The sequence below is a fragment of the Photobacterium sp. GJ3 genome (assembly GCF_018199995.1).
Lineage (GTDB): Bacteria > Pseudomonadota > Gammaproteobacteria > Enterobacterales > Vibrionaceae > Photobacterium.
The window spans coordinates 104,730-124,676 of the sequence record NZ_CP073578.1 but is presented as its reverse complement, the minus strand read 5'-3'; the positions used below and the strand labels follow the sequence as shown (position 1 = coordinate 124,676).

19 protein-coding genes are annotated in these 19,947 nt (G+C 52.4%); 3 read left to right on the top strand and 16 right to left on the bottom strand.

Translation table 11 applies throughout. The features are described from left to right. Position 1: 1 nt before the first annotated feature. Both pgi and KDD30_RS00605 read right to left on the bottom strand, forming a co-directional pair. Complete coding sequence (gene pgi / locus KDD30_RS00610) at positions 2–1,654, bottom strand: glucose-6-phosphate isomerase (protein ID WP_211646919.1); 1,653 nt, start codon at positions 1,652–1,654, stop codon at positions 2–4. Between the two features lie 408 nt (positions 1,655–2,062). Continuing rightward, the gene (locus KDD30_RS00605; RefSeq protein ID WP_211646918.1) at positions 2,063–2,548 is read right to left on the bottom strand and encodes a MarR family winged helix-turn-helix transcriptional regulator; all 486 of its coding nucleotides are present in this window, start codon (positions 2,546–2,548) and stop codon (positions 2,063–2,065) included. 205 nt (positions 2,549–2,753) lie between these two features. Here KDD30_RS00605 and KDD30_RS00600 point away from each other — a divergent pair, with 205 nt between their 5' ends. Further along, positions 2,754–3,350, top strand: coding sequence for an NADPH-dependent FMN reductase (locus KDD30_RS00600; protein WP_211646917.1), 597 nt, complete (start codon positions 2,754–2,756; stop codon positions 3,348–3,350). 124 nt (positions 3,351–3,474) lie between these two features. On the opposite strand, the gene KDD30_RS00595 is transcribed toward KDD30_RS00600, so the two are convergent. Beyond that, complete coding sequence (locus tag KDD30_RS00595; protein ID WP_211646916.1) at positions 3,475–4,560, bottom strand: GNAT family N-acetyltransferase/peptidase C39 family protein; 1,086 nt, start codon at positions 4,558–4,560, stop codon at positions 3,475–3,477. Positions 4,561–4,635: 75 nt separating this feature from the next. Here KDD30_RS00595 and KDD30_RS00590 point away from each other — a divergent pair, with 75 nt between their 5' ends. Further along, complete coding sequence (locus KDD30_RS00590; protein WP_211646915.1) at positions 4,636–6,102, top strand: RimK family protein; 1,467 nt, start codon at positions 4,636–4,638, stop codon at positions 6,100–6,102. Positions 6,103–6,262: 160 nt separating this feature from the next. On the opposite strand, the gene KDD30_RS00585 is transcribed toward KDD30_RS00590, so the two are convergent. The 3 genes from KDD30_RS00585 to KDD30_RS00575 are packed head-to-tail and all read right to left on the bottom strand — an operon-like array spanning position 6,263 to position 10,107. Beyond that, positions 6,263–7,591 (bottom strand): hypothetical protein, encoded by a 1,329-nt coding sequence (locus KDD30_RS00585; RefSeq protein WP_211646914.1) that lies wholly within the window; start codon positions 7,589–7,591, stop codon positions 6,263–6,265. Between the two features lie 11 nt (positions 7,592–7,602). Then, positions 7,603–8,682 carry an alanine racemase gene (gene alr / locus KDD30_RS00580; RefSeq protein WP_211646913.1) on the bottom strand — a complete coding sequence of 360 codons (1,080 nt, stop codon included), beginning with the start codon at positions 8,680–8,682 and terminating at the stop codon, positions 7,603–7,605. 24 nt (positions 8,683–8,706) lie between these two features. Beyond that, positions 8,707–10,107, bottom strand: a complete 1,401-nt coding sequence (locus tag KDD30_RS00575; RefSeq protein ID WP_211646912.1) for a replicative DNA helicase — start codon at positions 10,105–10,107, stop codon at positions 8,707–8,709. A 256-nt stretch (positions 10,108–10,363) separates the two neighbouring features. Between KDD30_RS00575 and KDD30_RS00570 the strand changes: the two genes are divergently transcribed. Next, positions 10,364–11,131 (top strand): YdiY family protein, encoded by a 768-nt coding sequence (locus KDD30_RS00570; protein WP_249199166.1) that lies wholly within the window; start codon positions 10,364–10,366, stop codon positions 11,129–11,131. Between the two features lie 88 nt (positions 11,132–11,219). On the opposite strand, the gene rplI is transcribed toward KDD30_RS00570, so the two are convergent. From rplI to hflC, 10 genes are all read right to left on the bottom strand, one after another. Further along, the gene (gene rplI, locus KDD30_RS00565; RefSeq protein ID WP_211646911.1) at positions 11,220–11,672 is read right to left on the bottom strand and encodes a 50S ribosomal protein L9; all 453 of its coding nucleotides are present in this window, start codon (positions 11,670–11,672) and stop codon (positions 11,220–11,222) included. Positions 11,673–11,707: 35 nt separating this feature from the next. After that, entirely contained in the window at positions 11,708–11,935 is a 228-nt protein-coding gene (rpsR, locus tag KDD30_RS00560) for a 30S ribosomal protein S18 (RefSeq protein ID WP_002539422.1), read from the bottom strand. A gap of 16 nt (positions 11,936–11,951) precedes the next feature. Next, positions 11,952–12,254 carry a primosomal replication protein N gene (priB, locus tag KDD30_RS00555; protein ID WP_211646910.1) on the bottom strand — a complete coding sequence of 101 codons (303 nt, stop codon included), beginning with the start codon at positions 12,252–12,254 and terminating at the stop codon, positions 11,952–11,954. Between the two features lie 7 nt (positions 12,255–12,261). Continuing rightward, on the bottom strand, positions 12,262–12,648 hold the full coding sequence (rpsF, locus tag KDD30_RS00550) for a 30S ribosomal protein S6 (RefSeq protein ID WP_211646909.1): 387 nt from the start codon (positions 12,646–12,648) through the stop codon (positions 12,262–12,264). Between the two features lie 241 nt (positions 12,649–12,889). After that, positions 12,890–13,627 (bottom strand): 23S rRNA (guanosine(2251)-2'-O)-methyltransferase RlmB, encoded by a 738-nt coding sequence (gene rlmB / locus KDD30_RS00545; RefSeq protein ID WP_211646908.1) that lies wholly within the window; start codon positions 13,625–13,627, stop codon positions 12,890–12,892. Further along, positions 13,627–16,170 carry a ribonuclease R gene (gene rnr / locus KDD30_RS00540; protein WP_211646907.1) on the bottom strand — a complete coding sequence of 848 codons (2,544 nt, stop codon included), beginning with the start codon at positions 16,168–16,170 and terminating at the stop codon, positions 13,627–13,629. The genes rlmB and rnr overlap by 1 nt, the downstream gene beginning before the upstream one ends. Positions 16,171–16,428: 258 nt before the next feature. Beyond that, the gene (locus tag KDD30_RS00535; protein WP_211646906.1) at positions 16,429–17,055 is read right to left on the bottom strand and encodes a tetratricopeptide repeat protein; all 627 of its coding nucleotides are present in this window, start codon (positions 17,053–17,055) and stop codon (positions 16,429–16,431) included. Between the two features lie 191 nt (positions 17,056–17,246). Then, a complete protein-coding gene (locus KDD30_RS00530; RefSeq protein WP_211646905.1) occupies positions 17,247–18,545 on the bottom strand; it encodes an adenylosuccinate synthase in 1,299 nt (432 codons plus the stop codon). A 123-nt stretch (positions 18,546–18,668) separates the two neighbouring features. After that, on the bottom strand, positions 18,669–18,860 hold the full coding sequence (locus KDD30_RS00525) for a DUF2065 domain-containing protein (protein ID WP_211646904.1): 192 nt from the start codon (positions 18,858–18,860) through the stop codon (positions 18,669–18,671). Between the two features lie 90 nt (positions 18,861–18,950). Next, positions 18,951–19,946: a protease modulator HflC gene (gene hflC / locus KDD30_RS00520; RefSeq protein WP_211646903.1), complete on the bottom strand. Its 996-nt coding sequence runs from the start codon at positions 19,944–19,946 to the stop codon at positions 18,951–18,953. Between the last annotated feature and the right edge of the window lies 1 nt (position 19,947).

The window sequence follows — 19,947 nt, the reverse complement described above, 5'->3', positions numbered from 1 at the left end:
ATTACTGGCGCCATTGCTTGAACGCATTGATCAAACCATTGGTTGAGCTGTCGTGGCTGCTCACCGGCGCATTGTCTGCCAATTCTGGCAAAATCTGATTGGCCAGCTGTTTGCCCAGCTCGACGCCCCACTGATCAAAGCTGTAAATATTCCAGATCACCCCTTGCGTGAAGATCTTATGCTCGTACATCGCGATCAACGCACCGAGCGTTTCCGGAGTAATTTGTTTCACCAGAATCGAGTTGGTCGGACGATTCCCTTCGAACACTTTAAACGGTACCAGCTCAGCAACTTCTTCCGGAGACTTCCCGGCCGCGGCGAATTCAGCTTCGACCTGAGCACGGGTTTTCCCGAATGCCAGCGCTTCTGTCTGCGCAAAAAAGTTAGCCATCAGTTTCGGATGATGATCGCTGATAGCATTGTGGCTGATGGCCGGCGCAATAAAGTCGCATGGGATCAGCTTGGTTCCCTGATGGATCAGCTGATAAAACGCATGCTGGCCATTGGTACCCGGCTCGCCCCAGATGATCGGACCCGTCTGGTAGTCCACCGGAAAACCGCCACGATCGACAGACTTCCCGTTGGATTCCATATTGCCCTGCTGGAAGTAAGCCGCAAAACGATGCATGTACTGATCGTAAGGCAGAATGGCTTCAGATTCCGCACCAAAGAAGTTGTTGTACCACAGGCCAACCAGCGCCAGAATCACTGGCAGATTTTCCTGAAGCGGGGCTTCTGCGAAATGCTTGTCCATGGCATGCGCACCGGCCAGCAGCGCTTCAAAGTTGTCAAAGCCGACCGACAGGCAAATCGACAGGCCAATCGCAGACCATAGCGAATAACGGCCACCAACCCAGTCCCAGAACTCGAACATATTGGCGGTATCAATCCCGAACGCAGACACGGCATCAGCGTTGGTCGACAGGGCTGCAAAGTGCTTGGCAACATGCGCGGCATCTTTGGCTTCAGCCAGGAACCAGTCCCGCGCCGAGTGCGCATTGGTCATGGTTTCCTGTGTGGTGAACGTTTTCGATGCAATCAGGAACAGTGTGGTTTCCGGATTCAGACCTTTCAGCGTTTCCGCGATATGCGTCCCGTCAACATTCGAAACAAAATGCAGGTTCAAACGTGTTTTGTAAGGCGCCAGTGCTTCAGAGACCATGTATGGGCCCAGATCAGAACCACCGATACCAATGTTGACCACATCCGTAATTTCTTTCCCGGTGTATCCTTTCCAGTCGCCACCGATAATGCGATCGGAGAACTGCTTCATCTTCTCCAGCACCGCATTCACGTTTGGCATCACGTCTTCGCCATCCACCAGCACGGGTGTGTTGCTGCGGTTACGCAACGCCACGTGCAGCACAGCACGGTCTTCCGTCCGGTTGATCTTCTCGCCACTGAACATCGCGCTGATTGCTGCTTTCAGTTCAGTCTGATCCGCCAGTTCAAACAGCTTGCTGAGGGTTTCTTCGGTGATCAGGTTCTTCGAATAATCCAGCAGGATATCGTTGCCGAACGCAGCAGAAAATTTCTCGAACCGCGACGGATCCTTTGCAAACAGCTCACTGAGCTGAAGATCCTGCGCCTGTTCGAAATGAGCAGTCAGTGCCTTCCAGGCCGGGGTTTGCGTGGGGTTAATGTTTTTCAACATAATGACGTTCCTGATGTGTTATTTTTTCACGACAGCAAAAACAAGGCAGCTGCCATAATTTCCTGAATCAACGGCGTTAGCACGGCCAAACTGGCCATAAGCATGGCGATATTTTGGTAAATTTACAACTTATTGTGAATGATGCCACCCACAAACCACCCCCTGCCTTGCTCCAGGTCACGCTTTTGGTGACTCAATCATAGCGGTTATAAACCGGAAGGCGAAAGGAATAATCGGCTGCAGCCGGAAAGAAACGAAGAGAAATAAGCAGCCGACGGGAAGCAACTTCAGCAGTAACCATGCAGAGGATGACCCCGTGCTGTTCGAAGGGCTGATGTAACTGAACAACAGATTCTGAAACTGACTCAATGAATCATTAAAAAAGCCGACGGTGTGCTGGCTGAAGCCTTAAGACTCGTTGGCCATTAGCCAGACTCTGAGCAGGCTGGCGAAATGCTCGCGCTGCTCATCTGTCAGTGGATCGAGAATGGCTTTTTCGTTGATCACATGCGCCTCAAGCGCCTGATCAATCAGTGCCCTGCCCTCTCTGGTCAGGACCACACGGCAGCTTCTTCTGTCTTCCGGGCTGGCAATCCGTTCAATCAGCTCCCGTTTGACCAACTGCTCAATGCGCGTACTCATTGCGCCGGATGACAACATCAGTGTCTGATAAAGCTCGGTGGGTGTCATCGGTTCATTGAAACGCCTCAGCGTGGCTAAGATATCGAACTCAACCGAACTTAATCCGTTGTTTTGAAAGACTCGATTCATTTCCTTGTCGACGATTCGGCTCATACGGCTGAGTCGGCCAATCACCCCCATTGGTGAGCAGTCGAGATCCGGCCGCTGATCCTGCCACTGCAGCAGCACTCGGTCTACATGATCATTTTTCATTGTGACTCCTTAATTTATCTTTTCAAAAAGATACTTGAATAAAAGATATTCCTCGCGTATCTTTTGAACATACCTTTCCAAAAAGATACTTACTGGAAAGCAATAGACATTCTAGCACCAATTTGGCCGGTCACAAGCGCCCGAATAAGCGTCTGTGCCGCTCACACGACGCCGACAACAACCGCACTGCCATAAGGAAAAAACGATGAAACTCAGCATTATTTCAGGAAGTCACCGCAAGAACTCATACAGCCTGAAAGCCGCAACCTATTTACAGCATCTGGCTTGTCAAGAAGGCTTCCAGGACGCGAACATCATGGATTTGAGTACACTTGATTTTCCGATGTGGAATGAGGGCGTCTGGAATGCCAGTGAAGAATGGCATGACTGGAGAACCCTCGCAGCAGCGCTGAAACAGTCTGATGCTATTGTGCTAATCACGCCTGAATGGCATGGCATGGTGACGCCAGCCCTCAAGAACTTCCTGATGCTGTGTACTTCGGAAGAGTTGGGCCATAAACCTGTACTGCTCGCCAGTGTTTCCGCAAGCGTGAACGGCGTTTATCCGATCAGTGAACTGCGGATGACCGGCAGTAAAAACAATCACGCTTGCTTTATCCCGGATCATTTGATTTTCCGTCACTGCGAAAGCCTTCTGGTGTCCGACAAAGCAGTCAGTGACGAACAGTTCGACAGCCGGGCACGGTATACCGTCAAATCGCTGTTAGCCTACGCGAAAGCGCTGGGACCGGTCCGCGCAACACTACAGGAAGATATGCAACAATTCCCATTCGGGATGTGAGAAGGAAAGAGTCACACCATCTGACGACACATCCCCATCCTGCTCTGGTGGAAACAGCAAATCAGGCACAGAAAAAGCCGCAGCTGCGGCTTTTTCTGTCACCCGAATTCTGCATCGCTGAAGTTCAGGGATGAATCACCACACACGCCGTGTGTTTCTGACGGCCGAAACCCAGTACCTGACTCAACCCAGCCTTGTTGAGCGGAATATGAGCCCGGTGGCCGATATCTGTTTCATCTTCCGCATAAGGGTCATGAAAGAAAAAGAACTGCTCACTGACCCCGCTCAGCACAATCCAGTGCGGCTCTTTGCTGCCATTAAACCGATAAGTGCTGATCAGCATCAGCAGGCAATATCCCTGCTTGAGCCAATTTTCAACCTGTTCGACCGTCGGCATCGCATCCACCACAGGAATGCTGGCCGCATCCAGCTGCTGACAGAAATCCTGATGCACCAATTCAATAATGTCTTTCTTTTTCGGATCCCGCACACTGTCAATAAAAGGCGTGGATAACGACTGAGTCCAGAGCTCAACCTTACACCCCCGGCGAGATGCCGCCAGTGCCAGACCGTGACCGCTGCACCCGCCATGGCCGGATGCCATAAAAATGGTGGTGGCTTCCCGCCACAGTTGCATCTCTAACTGACGGCTGGGCTGCACCTGCGGATCCACATACGCCAGACTCATCATCAGACACGCGGGTCCGCAGGTAAATGGGGTGGTCTGAACATACAAAGGCAACGGCAACAAATGCTTGGCTTCTATCGGGCTCAGACGCTTTTGCATCCGGAGTCCATCCGCCAGATCGTCGTAATAATGGATTAAAACTTTTAATGGTTTATATCCGCATTTTTCATAGAGATTTCGCGCAGCGACATTGTCATTCCGCACTTCCAGCCTTAATGTATTGAAACCGTTTGCCAATGCCGCCGCTTCACATGCAGAAAGCAACTGCTGGGCAATGTGCCTGCCTCGGTAAACGGGATCGACGGCGAGGGAATACAACCGTGCCAACTGGGTACCGCGGTGAAACAACACCAGCCCGTAACCAGCAATGCGGCCTTCATCTTCCGCGACAAACAACACACTCTGAGGCGATACAATAAACCGCCGCATCTGACGGGGCGAAATTCGATCACCGTCAAACAGCTGAGCCTCAAGAGTATTTAAACTGGCTAGATCATAAAGCTGTGCAATTCGGACTATCATGGACTGATTCACGCTTGAGTGGACTGGTTCGATTTAATCCCAAAATTAGCCGTAAGGCTATAGGTGAACAATAAGATGACTAAAGTCCTCATTATTACCGACAACGACAGTGACTGGCGGCAGTACTTTCCCTCCGACAGGGTTGTCACTGTAGACACATATTTACAGCAGGGTGCTTTTTGTGAAAACAAAACCACTCAGGTTATCAATCTGTGTCGTGACTACGGCTACATGAGCAGCGGCTATTACTGCTCGCTGATGGCGGAAGCGCGCGGACACCGGGTGATTCCAAGGGTGATGACAATCAATGATTTGTCTCAGCCTTTTTTGTTGTCGGTACCATCAGACCAACTGGAAAAGGCATTTGCCAGTCAGTTGCTGTCACCGGGAGAACAGTTAGAAGAAAAAATTTATTTTGGTCAGTCCAAGGTGCCGGGCTTTGAGAAAATAGCCCGCCGCCTGTTCGAACATTTCATGGTGCCTGTCATTAAAGTCACCATTCGCCGTTCAGACGCCCACTGGCAGGTGGATCAGATCACTCCCTATCCTTTTCAGGATCTGACTGATCCGGAACAGGATTTGTTTGCAGAGGCCCTGGAGCGCTTTTCGAACAAGGTCTGGCGATCGCCAAAACCAAACAAAAATGCCCGTTATGATCTGGCGCTGCTGATTGATCCGAACGAGAAGATGCCTCCATCCGACAGCACGGCACTGAGCAACTTCAAAAAAGCAGCCAAGCGGCTGGGCATGCGCCTGCAAACCATCACGCCGGATGATTTGTCACGGCTGGGTGAATTTGACGGTCTGTTTATCCGCGCCACCACCAACATCGGTAATTTCACCTACCGGTTCGCGAAAACAGCCGAGAAGCTGGGACTGGTGGTGATGGATGATCCGGAATCCATCATGAAGTGCACCAACAAGGTGTTCCTGACCGAGCTGCTACGTTTACATAAGGTGCCGACCCCGAAAAGTGCGGTGCTGAAAAGTTTCGACCCCGGCTGGCTGGATCAGGCCGAGAACGAAATCGGCTACCCGATGGTGCTGAAAGTGCCGGATGGTGCCTTCTCGGTGGGCGTGGTCAAGGTGAAAAACCGCGACGAACTGCTGACGCAAATGGATACACTCTTTGCCCGCAGTACGCTGATTCTGGCGCAGGAATTTCTGCCGACCGATTTCGACTGGCGGATTGGGGTGATCAACCGTCAGCCACTGTTTGCCTGTAAGTATTTCATGAGCCGCGGCCACTGGCAGATTTACCAGCACCACAACAGCGGCCGGGTCAGCTCCGGCGGCTTTGAAACGCTGGATCTGAAACAAGTGCCGAAGAACGTGATTGATGTGGCGCTCAAAGCCGCCAACCAGATAGGTTCCGGCCTGTACGGCGTCGATCTGAAAGAAGTGAATGGCCAGGTGGTGGTGATTGAGATCAATGACAACCCGAGTATTGACCACCGCGTGGAAGACGCCTTCCTGGGTGATCTGCTCTACGACCGCGTCATGACCGAATTCCTGCGCCGGATCCAACTGCGCGGCTTCTGATTTGGATGAATACTCCCGCCTAGCCTCCCCCTTGAAAAGGGGGAGGGACTGATTGAGTTTGCTGCAAGTCTTCCGTTTTCCCTCCCCTTGGCAAGGGGAGGGTTAGGGCTGTCTCTTCACAAAGAGGACGAACATGACCGAGTTTACTGAAGCACCGCCTTCAGAACGGCTGATTCACCATGACGTTAAAACTGCTTTCTTCTTCTCCCCAGGCCATTTCTGCGCGCACCACGATCCCTTCCACCTGAAACCGTACCGCGCCCCCCGTACTCCAGCGCATCTCCTGATTCAGAGTCTTCAGATCGAACTCACCCGCCACCCGGCCCAAATCTCCGAAAACGACCCACTGCCACCAGGGCACGTCATACCATTCGAACACTGGCCAGCCACTCAAGGGTTGCCACTCCGGCATGACACGATATTCCAGGCTGTAGCTCAGTGCACTACGGTCGCTGAAGCGGCCGCCCGGATAGCTGCGCAAGCGAAACAATCCTCCCAGACTCGCCCGGGCAAACTCCGGCGGCCGGTGATAGCGCGTTTCCCCCTGAGCCTGTTCGCTGTCATTCCAGCTGGGCACATCCGACAGATAGGCATTGAACGCAATGACTTGCTGATCGAACCAGTCACCGGCGGGTCCCATATCCCAGAACCAGCTCTGACTCAGCTCCCACTGCCACCAGCTTTCCCGCGCAGAACTGCCGGGATCAGCCGTCACAGTCAGCAAACTGTGTGAGCCCTCGCTGGGATTATGTTCATTATTGAGGTTGTCCCACTCCAGCCGTGTTTCCAGCGCCCAGACTTCCTCTGTTTCTGAAAATTCAGTGGGGGGTAACGCATGACGATCTTCAAATCGGCGGCTTTGATAAAAAGGACGGAATTCCAGAGAAGTGATACCGCTGTCCCAAGGCGTACTGCCCGTCAGTGGCCGCTTGAGCGCCAGTGCGGCTAACGGATGACTTGTGGCAGAGCCGAGTGGAAAAATATATCGGGCGAATAACCGATAGCGGGCATCCTGAGCATTTGTGTTGAGCGCATCTTGCCGGGTGGAATCATTACCGGCTGCCTCGCCGAGATAGAAATCTGTGTCCTGAAAATCAGCATTGTAGATTTCTGCCCCGAACAACCAGCGACTCTGTTCATTCAGGCGGAAGTTATCTCCCCTGAAATACGTCAGCCAAGTCCCGCTGCTGCCTTTGACCCCAGCACCAAACAGAGATGCCTGCGGCTGAAAGGCCCCTTTCACCACACCGGCCATGCCCACCGCAAAGCCAAAATTATCGGTATAAAAAGCAAACGGGACCACGGCATAATCCTTCGCCCAGCTCAGCTCACCATCGGCTTCATATTGGCCTGTATTCACTTTGACGCCATCATCCGCAGCATGAATACCCACCGAAAACAAACAAGCCGCAGCAATCGCCGCGGCTTGTCGTAATACACCTTGCAGAGGTTGGAGATCGGGTTGACGCTTGATGTGCTTCCTTGTCATCCGACGCCTCCTCACCGATAAGCCATTGCAACCCGGGAAGTCAGTTTGGTCACCAGCTCGTAAGCAATGGTGCCCACGTGGGCCGCCACCACTTCCGCAGGCAATCCCTGTCCCCAGAGAATGGCTTCATCACCGACTTGATCCGGAGCATCCGGCCCCAGATCAACCGTCATCATATCCATCGACACCCGACCGGCAATCGGCACCAGTCGGCCATTGATGAGTACAGGCGTTCCGTTAGGTGCTGTGCGCGGATAACCATCGCCATAACCAATCGCCACCACGCCAATTTTAGTATCACGCTCACTCACCCAGGTGCAGCCATACCCCACGGATTCCCCCTGCTTCAGGGTCCGCACGGCAATCACACTGGAAGTCAGCGTCATCACAGGCGTCATCCCGAAAGATGCCGCCGAGTGGCTTTCTTCTGCAAACGGAGAAATTCCATACATGATGATGCCCGGACGAATCCAGTCGAGATGACTGTCCGGCCAGGCCAGAATCCCGGCAGAGTTTGCCAGCGAACGCTCGCCGCGGCAGCCTTGTGTCAGAGTCAGGAAAGACTGGATCTGCGTGTCTGTCACCGGGCTGTCCAGCTCATCGGCGCAGGCAAAATGGCTGAGATAACGCAACGGCTGCGCGACATTCGGACTGGCATGTAAACGTTCGACAAACTGCTGAAACTCTTCCGGCCGAACACCCAGACGGTGCATCCCGCTGTCGATTTTCAGCCAGACTTTCACCGGTGTATCCAGTGTCGCCTGTTCCAGCGCTTCCAGTTGTTCCAGCGTGTGGACCACGGTTTGAATATTATTGGTCACCAGCACCGGCAAATCGGTTGGACAGTAAAAGCCTTCCATCAGCAAAATGGGCTTCACCACCCCGCCCGCCCGCAGTGACAGCGCTTCTTCAATACGAGCAACACCGAATCCGTCCACATCCGGCAGTCCCGCTGCCACCTGCGCCAAACCATGCCCATAGCCATTGGCTTTGACCATGGCGAGCAACTTACAGCCTGGCGTCTGCTGTCTGAGCAGACTGACATTATGGCGCAGGGCCTGAAGATCAATATAGGCGGTCGCGGCTTTCATTCTTTTTCCTACTGCTGGGAGAGATTAATACTCATCATCAAAAGCCGGGCCGGCATAGTTATCGAAACGGGAGAACTGGCCCTGGAAGGTGAGACGCACGGATCCAATCGGACCATTACGCTGTTTACCGATGATGATTTCTGCAATGCCTTTGAGTGCACTGTCTTCGTGATATACCTCATCACGGTAAATGAACATGATCAAGTCCGCATCCTGCTCGATGGCACCGGATTCACGCAAGTCCGAGTTCACCGGGCGTTTATCGGCCCGCTGCTCCAGCGATCGGTTCAGCTGCGACAGCGCAACCACGGGCACATTCAGCTCTTTCGCCAGTGCTTTGAGGGAGCGGGAGATTTCAGCAATCTCCAGGGTCCGGTTATCCTGCAGTCCCGGTACACGCATCAGCTGCAGGTAGTCGACCATGATGAGGCTGAGTCCGCCATGATCCCGGGCGATACGACGGGCACGGGAGCGAACTTCTGTCGGTGTCAGACCCGAGCTGTCATCGATGTACATGTTTTTCTTTTCCATCAGGATGCCCATGGTCGACGAGATCCGTGCCCAGTCCTCGTCGTCCAGCTGGCCGGTCCGGATTTTGGTCTGATCCACCCGAGACAGCGACGCCAGCATACGCATCATGATTTGTTCCGCGGGCATCTCCAGTGAGAAGATCAGCACTGGCTTTTCCTGCTCCATCGCGGCATTTTCACACAGGTTCATCGCAAAGGTGGTTTTACCCATCGACGGACGGGCCGCCACGATGATCAAATCCGAGCCTTGCAGACCGGCGGTTTTCTTATTCAGATCGGTAAAACCAGTTGAAACCCCGGTTACACCATCCTGTGGCGACTGGTAGAGCAGCTCAATCCGCTCCAACGTCTTCTCAAGAATGGAATCGACATTCTGCGGACCTTCATTCTCATTGGTCCGCTGTTCGGCAATGGCAAACACCTTACTTTCTGCCATATCCAGCAATTCTTCACTGGTACGGCCCTGCGGATCATAACCTGCATCCGCAATTTCATTCGCCACGCCGATCATGTCGCGTATCAGCGCGCGCTCACGCACAATGTCGGTATAGGCAATAATGTTTGCCGCAGAAGGCGTATTTTTTGCCAGCTCAGCCAGATACGCAAAACCGCCGACATCATCCAGTTGATCCAGCTGTTCCAACCGCTCCGACAGCGTAATCAGATCCAAAGGCTGACCTGATTCCAGCAGCCCGGCAGCGGCTTCAAAAATCATCCGGTGCGGACGACTGTAGAAGTCTCGCGAGACGACTTTTTCGGCGACGCTGTCCCAGCGCTCATTATCCAGCAACAGACCGCCAAGGACCGACTGCTCTGCTTCCAGAGAATGAGGCGGCATCTTGATGGCGTCCATCTGACTGTCTCTTGCTCGATTGGATTTACTGTTTTCTGCCATAACCACTTGCACGATTGAACTGAATCCGGTCGGTTAGTATACCTGAACATCCTTGCCAGCAGGCAGCCGTCGCGTCAAAAAAGACCCGCAAATATTCACCCTGCCTAATCTTACGGCAGTTCAGGAAAATATATGCCGAATCCCCTGACATCCTGACGATTCGCTGACATTTTTAGGCTAGACTGCGCGCTTATGCTGATCCGCACTTTTTTTGTGTGCCAGTTGTCATTTCTTGTGTCAGTCGTTGGGAGGACACTTGGCAAAATCTTGCATACTGCTTTCAGCGATGACTGCAGGTCTGCTTCTGGCTCCCCATGCCAGTGCTGAGGATGTACCTGAACTACCGCCCATCACATCCCCCTGGACCAGTGAACTGGAACTGGGGTATCAGTCGCTCTCCGGCAATTCTAATACTAAATCACTCAATACCCGTTTGGGTCTGACCTATGTAAAAGATCAGTTCCGCCAACAGGTCGAAGCCAAGTATCTGCTGGCCGAAGAGGATGGTGAAGAAGAGAAACGCAAAGGCCAGATGGAGCTGCAAAGCGACTTCATTATTAACGAACGTGCTTATGTTCTGGGCAACACCAGCTACATCGACGATAAGTATGGCCCGTATTTCAAAGATTTCACCCTGGCGACCGGTATTGGTTACCGGGTATTCCGGCTGGAAAACTTGCTGATGGAAGTCGAAGCGGGACCGGGTTATCGCCATCAGGAACCCAATATCGACGAGATTGATGATGATGACATCATCGTGCCGGAAACGGTCGATGAACTGATCCTGCGGGGCAGTACCCGAATGATCTGGAAGCCATCAAAAGATGTCGAACTCAGCTTTAAGCTGACTGGCATTGCAGGAAACAGCAACAGCACACTGGAAAGTCAGGTCTCGATGACCAGTGCGATCTCAGAGCACATCGCCATTAAACTCAGTAATACTCAAAAGCTGAACAGCTGGGTACCGGACGGCCTGCAAAAACGCGATGGCACCATGACCATTAATCTGCTGTTCCAATACTAAGCCGTCTCTTCTGCCACGTTTTACCGGGCTTCAGAGACAAAAAAACCAGCCCGGAGGCTGGTTTTTTTATGGACGAAATTACGACTGATTACTCAGCAGCAACAACGTTCACGTTTACGGTTGCGAATACGTCAGAGTGCAGCTGCAGGCTGATCTCGAATTCGCCAGTTGTGCGCAGTGCACCTTCTGGCAGACGTACTTCGCTCTTCGCTACTTCAACGCCAGCTGCAGTCACAGCGTCAGCGATGTCACGCGTACCGATAGAACCGAACAGTTTACCTTCGTCACCCGCTTTAGAAGCAATCACAACTGCTTCCAGAGCGCTAACTTTCTCAGCGCGCGCTTGAGCAGCAGACAGTTGCTCAGCAACTTTTGCTTCCAGCTCAGCACGACGTGCTTCGAACACTTCAACGTTCGCTTTAGTCGCCATAACCGCTTTCCCCTGAGGGATCAGGAAGTTACGAGCATAACCAGCTTTAACGCTTACCTGATCACCAAGGCTGCCCAGGTTACCGATTTTATCAAGTAGAATAACTTGCATTATCTTGTCCTCTTAAACTTAATGAAACCGGCCAATTACTGATGCTTGTCAGTGTATGGCAGCAGAGCCAGGTAACGTGAACGCTTGATAGCGCGTGCCAGCTGACGCTGGTACTTCGCACGAGTACCGGTGATACGGCTTGGTACGATTTTACCAGCTTCAGTGATGTAGTTTTTCAGAGTTGCTACGTCTTTGTAGTCAATCTCTTGTACGCCTTCTGCAGTAAAACGGCAGAATTTACGACGACGGAAGAAACGTGCCATGGGCTTATCTCCTGAACTAAATTTTTTCAATGTGATCGGCGTGCAACACTAACTTACCAATGCCATTCCGGCCGGTTTGCCACGAGATGAATCCCCCGGCTTGAATGTTGCTTCCGACAGCTAAATCTTGAGTGAGTATTTGCTGACCTTTGCCGCTGACTACCACGTTGATGTAACAATACACCTGACGGGGTAAGCCCGCTTCCACCTGACTGGAACGATGCTCAAGCACAAAGTGACAATGAGGTACGCCGGCCGGGGACTGACTTCGTTTGGGATGCTTGGCAATGGTGCCAGACAACTCCAGACGATTGGTCATTCAATGATTACTCAGCTGCAGCTTCGTCTTCAGATTGTGCTTCTGCACGCTCTTCACGACGTGGGGCACGCTCTTCTTTAGCCTTCATCATTGGAGATGGCTCAGTGATAGCGCCTTTAGTGCGCATGATCATGTTACGGATCACAGCGTCGTTGAAGCGGAAGTTAGACTCCAGCTCGTCGATAACAGACTGCTCTGCTTCAACGTTCATCAGAACGTAGTGAGCTTTGTGCAGTTTGTTGATTGGGTAAGCCAGTTGACGACGGCCCCAATCTTCCAGACGGTGGATCTGACCGCCAGAATCTTTGATAGCACCAGTGTAACGCTCGACCATGCCAGCAACTTGCTCGCTTTGATCAGGGTGCACCATAAATACGATTTCGTAATGACGCATTTGTTGCTCCTTACGGATTATTCAGCTTCCCTGTTCGGCTCGGTTATCCTGGGGAAGCAAGGAACTAAGGGTATAAAACCGAGAATTTAGGCGCGAGATAGTACAGAATTACACCGACAAGCGCAACTAAAACTGTGGCTGCCAGGCGACAATCAGCGATCTTTTTCTATCCCATAGAAAACGCCACCCAATTGGGTGGCGTTTCAGCTGGCAGTCAGGCACGGCGTGCACTGAGACTCGATTATCCCTGACGCTGGCGCACGGCCTCAAACAGGCAGATACCGGTCGCCACGGAAACATTCAGGCTGGAGACAGAACCAGCCATCGGGATTTTAATCAGATCGTCACAGGTTTCACGGGTCAGACGACGCATGCCTTCCCCTTCAGCACCCATCACAATGGCTAATGGCCCGGTCAGTTTGCTCTGAAACACATCATGCGTGGCTTCACCGGCGGTCCCGACCACCCAGACACCTTTTTCCTGCAGCGCCCGCAGGGTACGAGCCAGATTCGTCACCCGAATCAAAGGCACCACTTCTGCCGCCCCACAGGCAACTTTCGAGGCGGTGGCGTTCAGTTGTGCAGCCCGATCCTTGGGTACAATCACGGCGGCAACACCGGCAGCATCTGCATTACGCAGGCAAGCGCCAAGGTTATGAGGATCGGTCACGCCGTCAAGCACCAGTAATAACGGATTCTCGCTCTGAGACACAATGTCATCCAGATCGTTTTCGTTGTACTGCTTACCCGGCTTCACACGGGCCACAATCCCCTGATGACTGCCGCCATCAGCTTTGTCATCCAGCGCTTTACGGCCCGTTTGCTGAATCGTCACGCCCAGACGCTGCAGCTCATTGAGCAGCGGCAGCAAACGCTCGTCCTGACGGCCTTTCAGCACAAAGACTTCAATGAAACGTGCCGGGTCGGAACCCAGCACTGCGCTCACGGCATGAATGCCGAAAATCATATCATTACGCATTATTTTTTCTTCTTCGCCGCTCGTTCTTTCTTACCGGCCCGCTGCTTGCGCGCTTTGACCGATTTCTTTTTCGCCTTATCTTTTTTCTTGTCTTTCTTGTCTTTCTTACCGTCTTCACTGTCCGGCCGCGGCACCATACCCGATTTCAGTTGCTGACGCACGGAGCTGCGCTCTTTTTTTGCTTCCGCCCGGTGCTCCTGCTGGGCCTCACCGTCTTCAACCCGGAATACTTTCAGGTTCTGACGCTTCAACCCTTCCGCTTTCCTCATCCGCTGTTGCTTCTCTCGGGTCTGAGCTGTTTTGCCTTTCCGGCGAACCTGCCGGCCACCGCCCACCAGTTCAAAATCAATCTGGCGATCGTTAAGATTGATTGCCGCCACCTTCACTTGTACGGCATCACCCAGACGGTAGATCTTCCCGGATGCATCCCCCACCAGTCGCTGACCAATCGGGTCAAACTGATAGTAGTCATTATCCAGATTCGAAATATGCACCAAGCCGTCAATGTTCAGCTCATTGAGCCGTACAAAGAAACCAAAGCCGGTCACATTGGCGATCACCCCGTCAAATTCATCACCGACGTGGTCCTGCATATATTCACACTTGAGCCAGTCGGCCACATCACGGGTTGCATCATCGGCTCGGCGCTCTGTCATGGAGCACTGTTCGCCCAGCACATCCATATCATCAAAGGAATAATGATAGCCGCCGGTCGGTGTCCAGCGATCTTTATTCGTGCCGTTTTCTTTCGCAATCAAATACTTGATTGCACGATGCAACGCCAGATCCGGATAACGGCGGATGGGTGAGGTAAAGTGGGCGTATGAATTCAGCGCCAGACCAAAGTGACCGATGTTGTCTGCCTGATAAACCGCCTGCTTCATCGAACGCAACAGCATGGTCTGGATCAGTTCTTTGTCCAGACGGTTCTGAATGGCAGCGGCCAGATGCGCGTAATCGCTTGGTGCTGGTGTCAGTCCACCGGTCAGATTCAGACCCAGTTCACCCAGGAAATCCCGGAACCCGGTCAGACGCTCTTCGCCCGGAGTATCGTGCACACGGTACAGGGCAGGCTCTTTGGCTTTTTCCACCAGCTTGGCCGAGGCCACATTTGCCAGGATCATACATTCTTCGATGATCTTATGGGCGTCGTTCCGCTCTGCTGGCACAATGCGATCAATTTTCCGGTCCGCATTGAAGATGAATTGCGTCTCTACGGTTTCAAACTCAATTGCACCACGCTCTTCCCGCGACTGCTTGAGCACCTTGTACATGTTGTGCAGCTCTTCCAGGTGTGGAACCAAAGGCGCATAACGCTGGCGCAGGTCTTCATCGCCTTCCAGCATCTTGCTGACCTTGGTATACGTCAGGCGCGCATGAGAATTCATCACGGCTTCGTAATGCTTGTAACCCGACAGCTTACCTGCTGCAGAGATCGTCATCTCGCACACCATGCACAACCGGTCGACCTGTGGGTTGAGAGAGCACAGCCCGTTCGACAGTACTTCAGGCAACATCGGGATCACCTGAGACGGGAAATAAACTGAGTTTCCGCGCTGAATCGCTTCTTTATCCAGAGCTGAATCCGGACGCACGTAATAGCTGACGTCCGCAATGGCAACCCACAGACGCCAGCCACCGGATTTTTTCTTCTCACAGTAAACGGCATCATCAAAGTCGCGGGCGTCTTCACCGTCAATGGTGACCAACGGCAAATCGCGCAGATCGACCCGGCCTTTCTTGGCTTCTTCCGGTACTTCTTCGCTCAGTGTCGACACCTGTTTCTCGACGTCGTGCGGCCAGACATGCGGAATATCATAGGTGCGCAATGCAATTTCAATTTCCATCCCCGGCGCCATATTCTCGCCCAGGACTTCAACAATTTTACCAACCGCATTGTACTGACGAGTCGCCCGCTGGGTGATTTCAACCACCACCACGTTCCCCATCCGGGAACCCATCCGGGCATCCTGCGGGATCACGATATCTTGTGCGATACGCGAATCATCCGGCACGACAAAGCCCATACCGTCTTCAATAAAATAGCGGCCGACAATCTGGCCGCTGTATTCCTGCAACACGCGGACAATCCGTCCTTCTCGACGACCGCGCTTATCTACGCCAGCCACCTGAACCAGGACGTAGTCCCCATGGATCACGCCACGCATCTGATGCTGCGGCAACAGTAAATCATCCTGACGGGCCATTCCGCTGCCTTCCGGACGCAGGAATCCAAACCCATCTTTATGGCCAATCACATGGCCTTTGATCAGATCCAGTCGCTCCGGCAGGGCATAACACTGGCGTCGGGTATAGACCAGCTGACCATCACGCTCCATCGCCCGTAAACGGCGACGCAGCCCTTCATACTGGTCTTCACCTGATAACTTCATTTCAGCAAACAGCTGATCCCGGTTCACCGGCGTACTGAAGCCACGAATCACTTCCAGGATAAATTCGCGGCTTGGAATTGGGTTTTCGTAATTTTGAGCTTCCCGCTCACGGAAAGGATCGACAGGTAAATCAGTTGTACCTTTGGACATAAAATCATCCGTATTGGCAGCCAGATAACCTTAAGTATATCCCTGCCGTCATTAATTAGTGGGGAGCAGATCAAGATCCACTCCAATAAAAGAATTCGTTGTCTGCGAGAAAATCAGTCACTTGCATGATTTTCAGGCGTGCTGCTGGTATCTGGCAGCCTCGGCTACGCGACAAAAAGAGTGCCGCTCAGATCACATTCTAAGCGCTAACTGCATGAAAAGATACCGCAGCCATCATCTGCTGCGGTCAGAGGAAGGTTACCAGAAGCTTTCGCGACGTTTGGCGCGAGCGATGACATTTGAAGGCATCCGCTGCTCTAAACGGCCACGAAGCTTGGTGATCTTTTGATGTACCTGACGGTCTGCCGTGGCGGTCTGATACAGCCAGCGATAGGCATCTTCATAATCTCTCGGGCTGCCAAAATCTTTCAGCAACAACTCTGCCAGCTGAATCCGGGCGCGTAAATCGCCCATTGATGCGGCTTCACGCAGATAAGGAATCGCTCGTTCCTGATCCTGCTGTACCAGCGTACCTCTGGCGTAGTAGCGACCCAGTTGTTCCAATGCGGACGGCAGTCCCTGACGCGCTGCTGTTTCCATGTAGTACAGACCCAGCTCAACATCCCGGCTCACGCAGACCCCCCAGGCCAGCATATCACCATACAGAAATTGATAAGCCGGTGATTCAACCCGTTCGGCACGGGCTTCAATGTCCTGAACCAACTGACAGTCATCCGCTCTGACGCGCTGCAACTGCTGGTTGCCTTCAAACAGATGGATCAATTCCGCCTCTGAATACAAAGGCACAGCATCTCCAACATCTGTAATCGCTTGCGCTGGCATCACTGCCAGACAGGCTGAAAGCACCACTGCTCGCAGAAACATCCCGCTCTCTCTATTGATTGATACATCAGACGACACGACCGCATCCCCTGTTCACGACAACTGAGGGTCTGACGGCAGTATGAAGTCTATCGGCTGGCATGCATCAGACTTTAGACAAAATTTAAGAAAGCGGAAAACAAAAAGCCAACCTTTCGGTTGGCTTTTGAGCATCAGGTCAACTCACTGGGCGATTAGCCCGCGTATGGGTGAACCTTGATAATCGTCTCGTTACGGTCTGGACCCGTTGAGATCAGATCAATTGGCACACCCGTCAGTTCTTCCAGACGTGCAATGTAATTCAGCGCTGCCTGTGGCAGCTCATCCAGTGTTTTCACACCGAAAGTATTTTCACTCCAGCCAGGCATGGTTTCATAGATTGGCTCGATGTTTTCAAATGCATCCGCAGCCATTGGAGAAACAGTCAGGATCTTACCGTCAGGCATTTTGTAGCCAGTACAGATCTTGAGTTCTTCCAGACCATCCAGCACGTCCAGCTTGGTCAGACAGAAACCCGTTACGGAGTTGATTTGAACCGCACGACGCATCGCGACTGCATCAAACCAGCCACAACGACGTTTACGACCTGTGGTCGCACCAAACTCGTTTCCTTTCACGCCCAGATGCTCACCAATCGCGTCATCCAGCTCGGTCGGGAACGGGCCTGCACCGACACGAGTACAGTAAGCTTTCGCAATTCCCAGAATGTAGCCCAGGTAACGCGGACCAAAACCAGAACCTGCAGCAACGCCACCAGCTGTGGTGTTTGAAGACGTTACGTACGGGTAAGTACCGTGGTCGATGTCCAGCAATGTGCCCTGAGCACCTTCGAACATGATCTTATCACCACGCTTACGCGCATCATCCAACTCCTGAGTCACATCAATGACCATAGAAGTCAGAATGTCAGCCTGAGCCATGACATTTTCCAGCACTTCGTCGTAGCTGACAGGCTCAGCATTAAAATAGTGCTCCAGCTGGAAGTTATGGTAAGCCATGACTTCCTTAAGCTTCTCGGCAAATGCTTCTTTGTCGAACAGGTCGCCAACACGCAGGCCACGACGTGCGACTTTATCTTCATAGGCAGGGCCGATACCACGACCAGTGGTACCAATCGCTTTCTTACCACGCGCCAGTTCACGCGCCTGATCCAGAGCGATGTGGTACGGAAGAATTAGCGGACAAGCTTCTGACAGGAATAGACGCTCGCGAACCGGAATACCACGGGCTTCCAGTGGTTCCATTTCTTTTAGCAGTGCATCAGGAGAAAGGACGACACCGTTACCGATAATGCATTTCACGTTGTTACGCAGAATGCCTGAAGGGATTAAGTGCAGGACAGTTTTTTCACCATCAATGACAAGGGTATGACCCGCGTTATGGCCACCTTGGTAGCGAACTACATACTGTGCATCTTCAGTCAGCAGATCAACGATCTTGCCCTTACCTTCGTCACCCCACTGGGTGCCGAGAACGACTACATTGTTTGCCATCTTTCTTCGTCTATCAGTAGTTAAAAATGGATTCTAGCACCTTCCAATTTTGCTTGCAGTCATTTTTTGACCATGAGCCAGAAAATTCCTAAGGCATGGTTCACGAATCCCTTTCGTGAAGATTTACAGTCGGCTGTACATGATATAAGCAATCACGACACCAGCGACCACTAAACAGCCACCAATCCGACGCAGGTTGACGTCATCTTGCTGACTGAGCTGACGCACCATCTCGCGCCAGCCTCTGGGTGCCAGTAAAGGGCCCAGACCTTCCAGAATCAGAACCAGCCCGAAGGCAAGCCAAAATACAGTCATCTCTCATTTCCTTGTATGGGAACGCCCTCGAATCGCAGGCAAAAAAAAGACAAGGCCGAAGCCTTGTCTTTCTGTTCAGTCCAACAGGTGTTAATTCACGCTGTTTGACTCCTTCATATATTTGAAGAAATCGCTGTTCGGATCCACGACCAGAATATCCTGTTTCGAGCTGAAGCTATTCTCATAGGCTTTCAGAGAACGCAGGAAGTTGTAGAACTCTGGATCTTTGTTGAATGCTGTTGCGTAAATATCTGCAGCTTTTGCTTCAGCATCACCACGCTGAATCCGGGCAACACGCTCTGCTTCAGTAATAATCTTCGCAACTTCCAGCTCGGACTGCGCACGAATAACTTCAGCTTTTTCACGGCCCTGAGAGCGGTGCTTACGGGCAACCGACTCACGCTCAGCACGCATCCGGCGGTAGATGGATTCGCTGATTTCATCCGGCAAATTGATTTTCTTCATCCGGAAATCAACCACTTCAATGCCCAGATCACGGGCACTAATCTGCGTTTCCGCCAGCACATCTTCCATGATCTTGTCTCGCTCACCTTCCAGTGCTTTCTTCGGTGCTACTTCTTCGACAATTTCCGAAGCGATCGCGACACTTTCGTCGGAAGGAGCCACATCTGCATCAACACTGTTGCCACGATCCGGGCCGGAGACGATCTGTTTGATCTCTTTCGAACCAATCTGAGCACGCAGGCTGTCGACCACTTTCCGCTTCAACAGACCTTCTGCAGTCGCGGTATTGCCGCCACCCGTTGCCAGATAGTACTGCCCGAAGTCCTGAATCCGCCACTTCACATAGGTATCAATGATCACGTCTTTTTTCTCAGACGTTACAAAGCGGTCGGCCTGATCATCCATGGTCTGGATACGGGCGTCCAGGGTACGAACCCGGTCAAACACCGGCACTTTAAAGTGCAGGCCCGGCTCATAAACGCGCGCCATATTGGCTGTGTCATCTTTGATGATTCGACCAAAGCGAACCACGATACCACGCTCACCTTCCTTCACCACGAAGACGGACATCAACACCACTGCGATGAGAATGACCACGAGCGGGATAATTAACTTACGCATA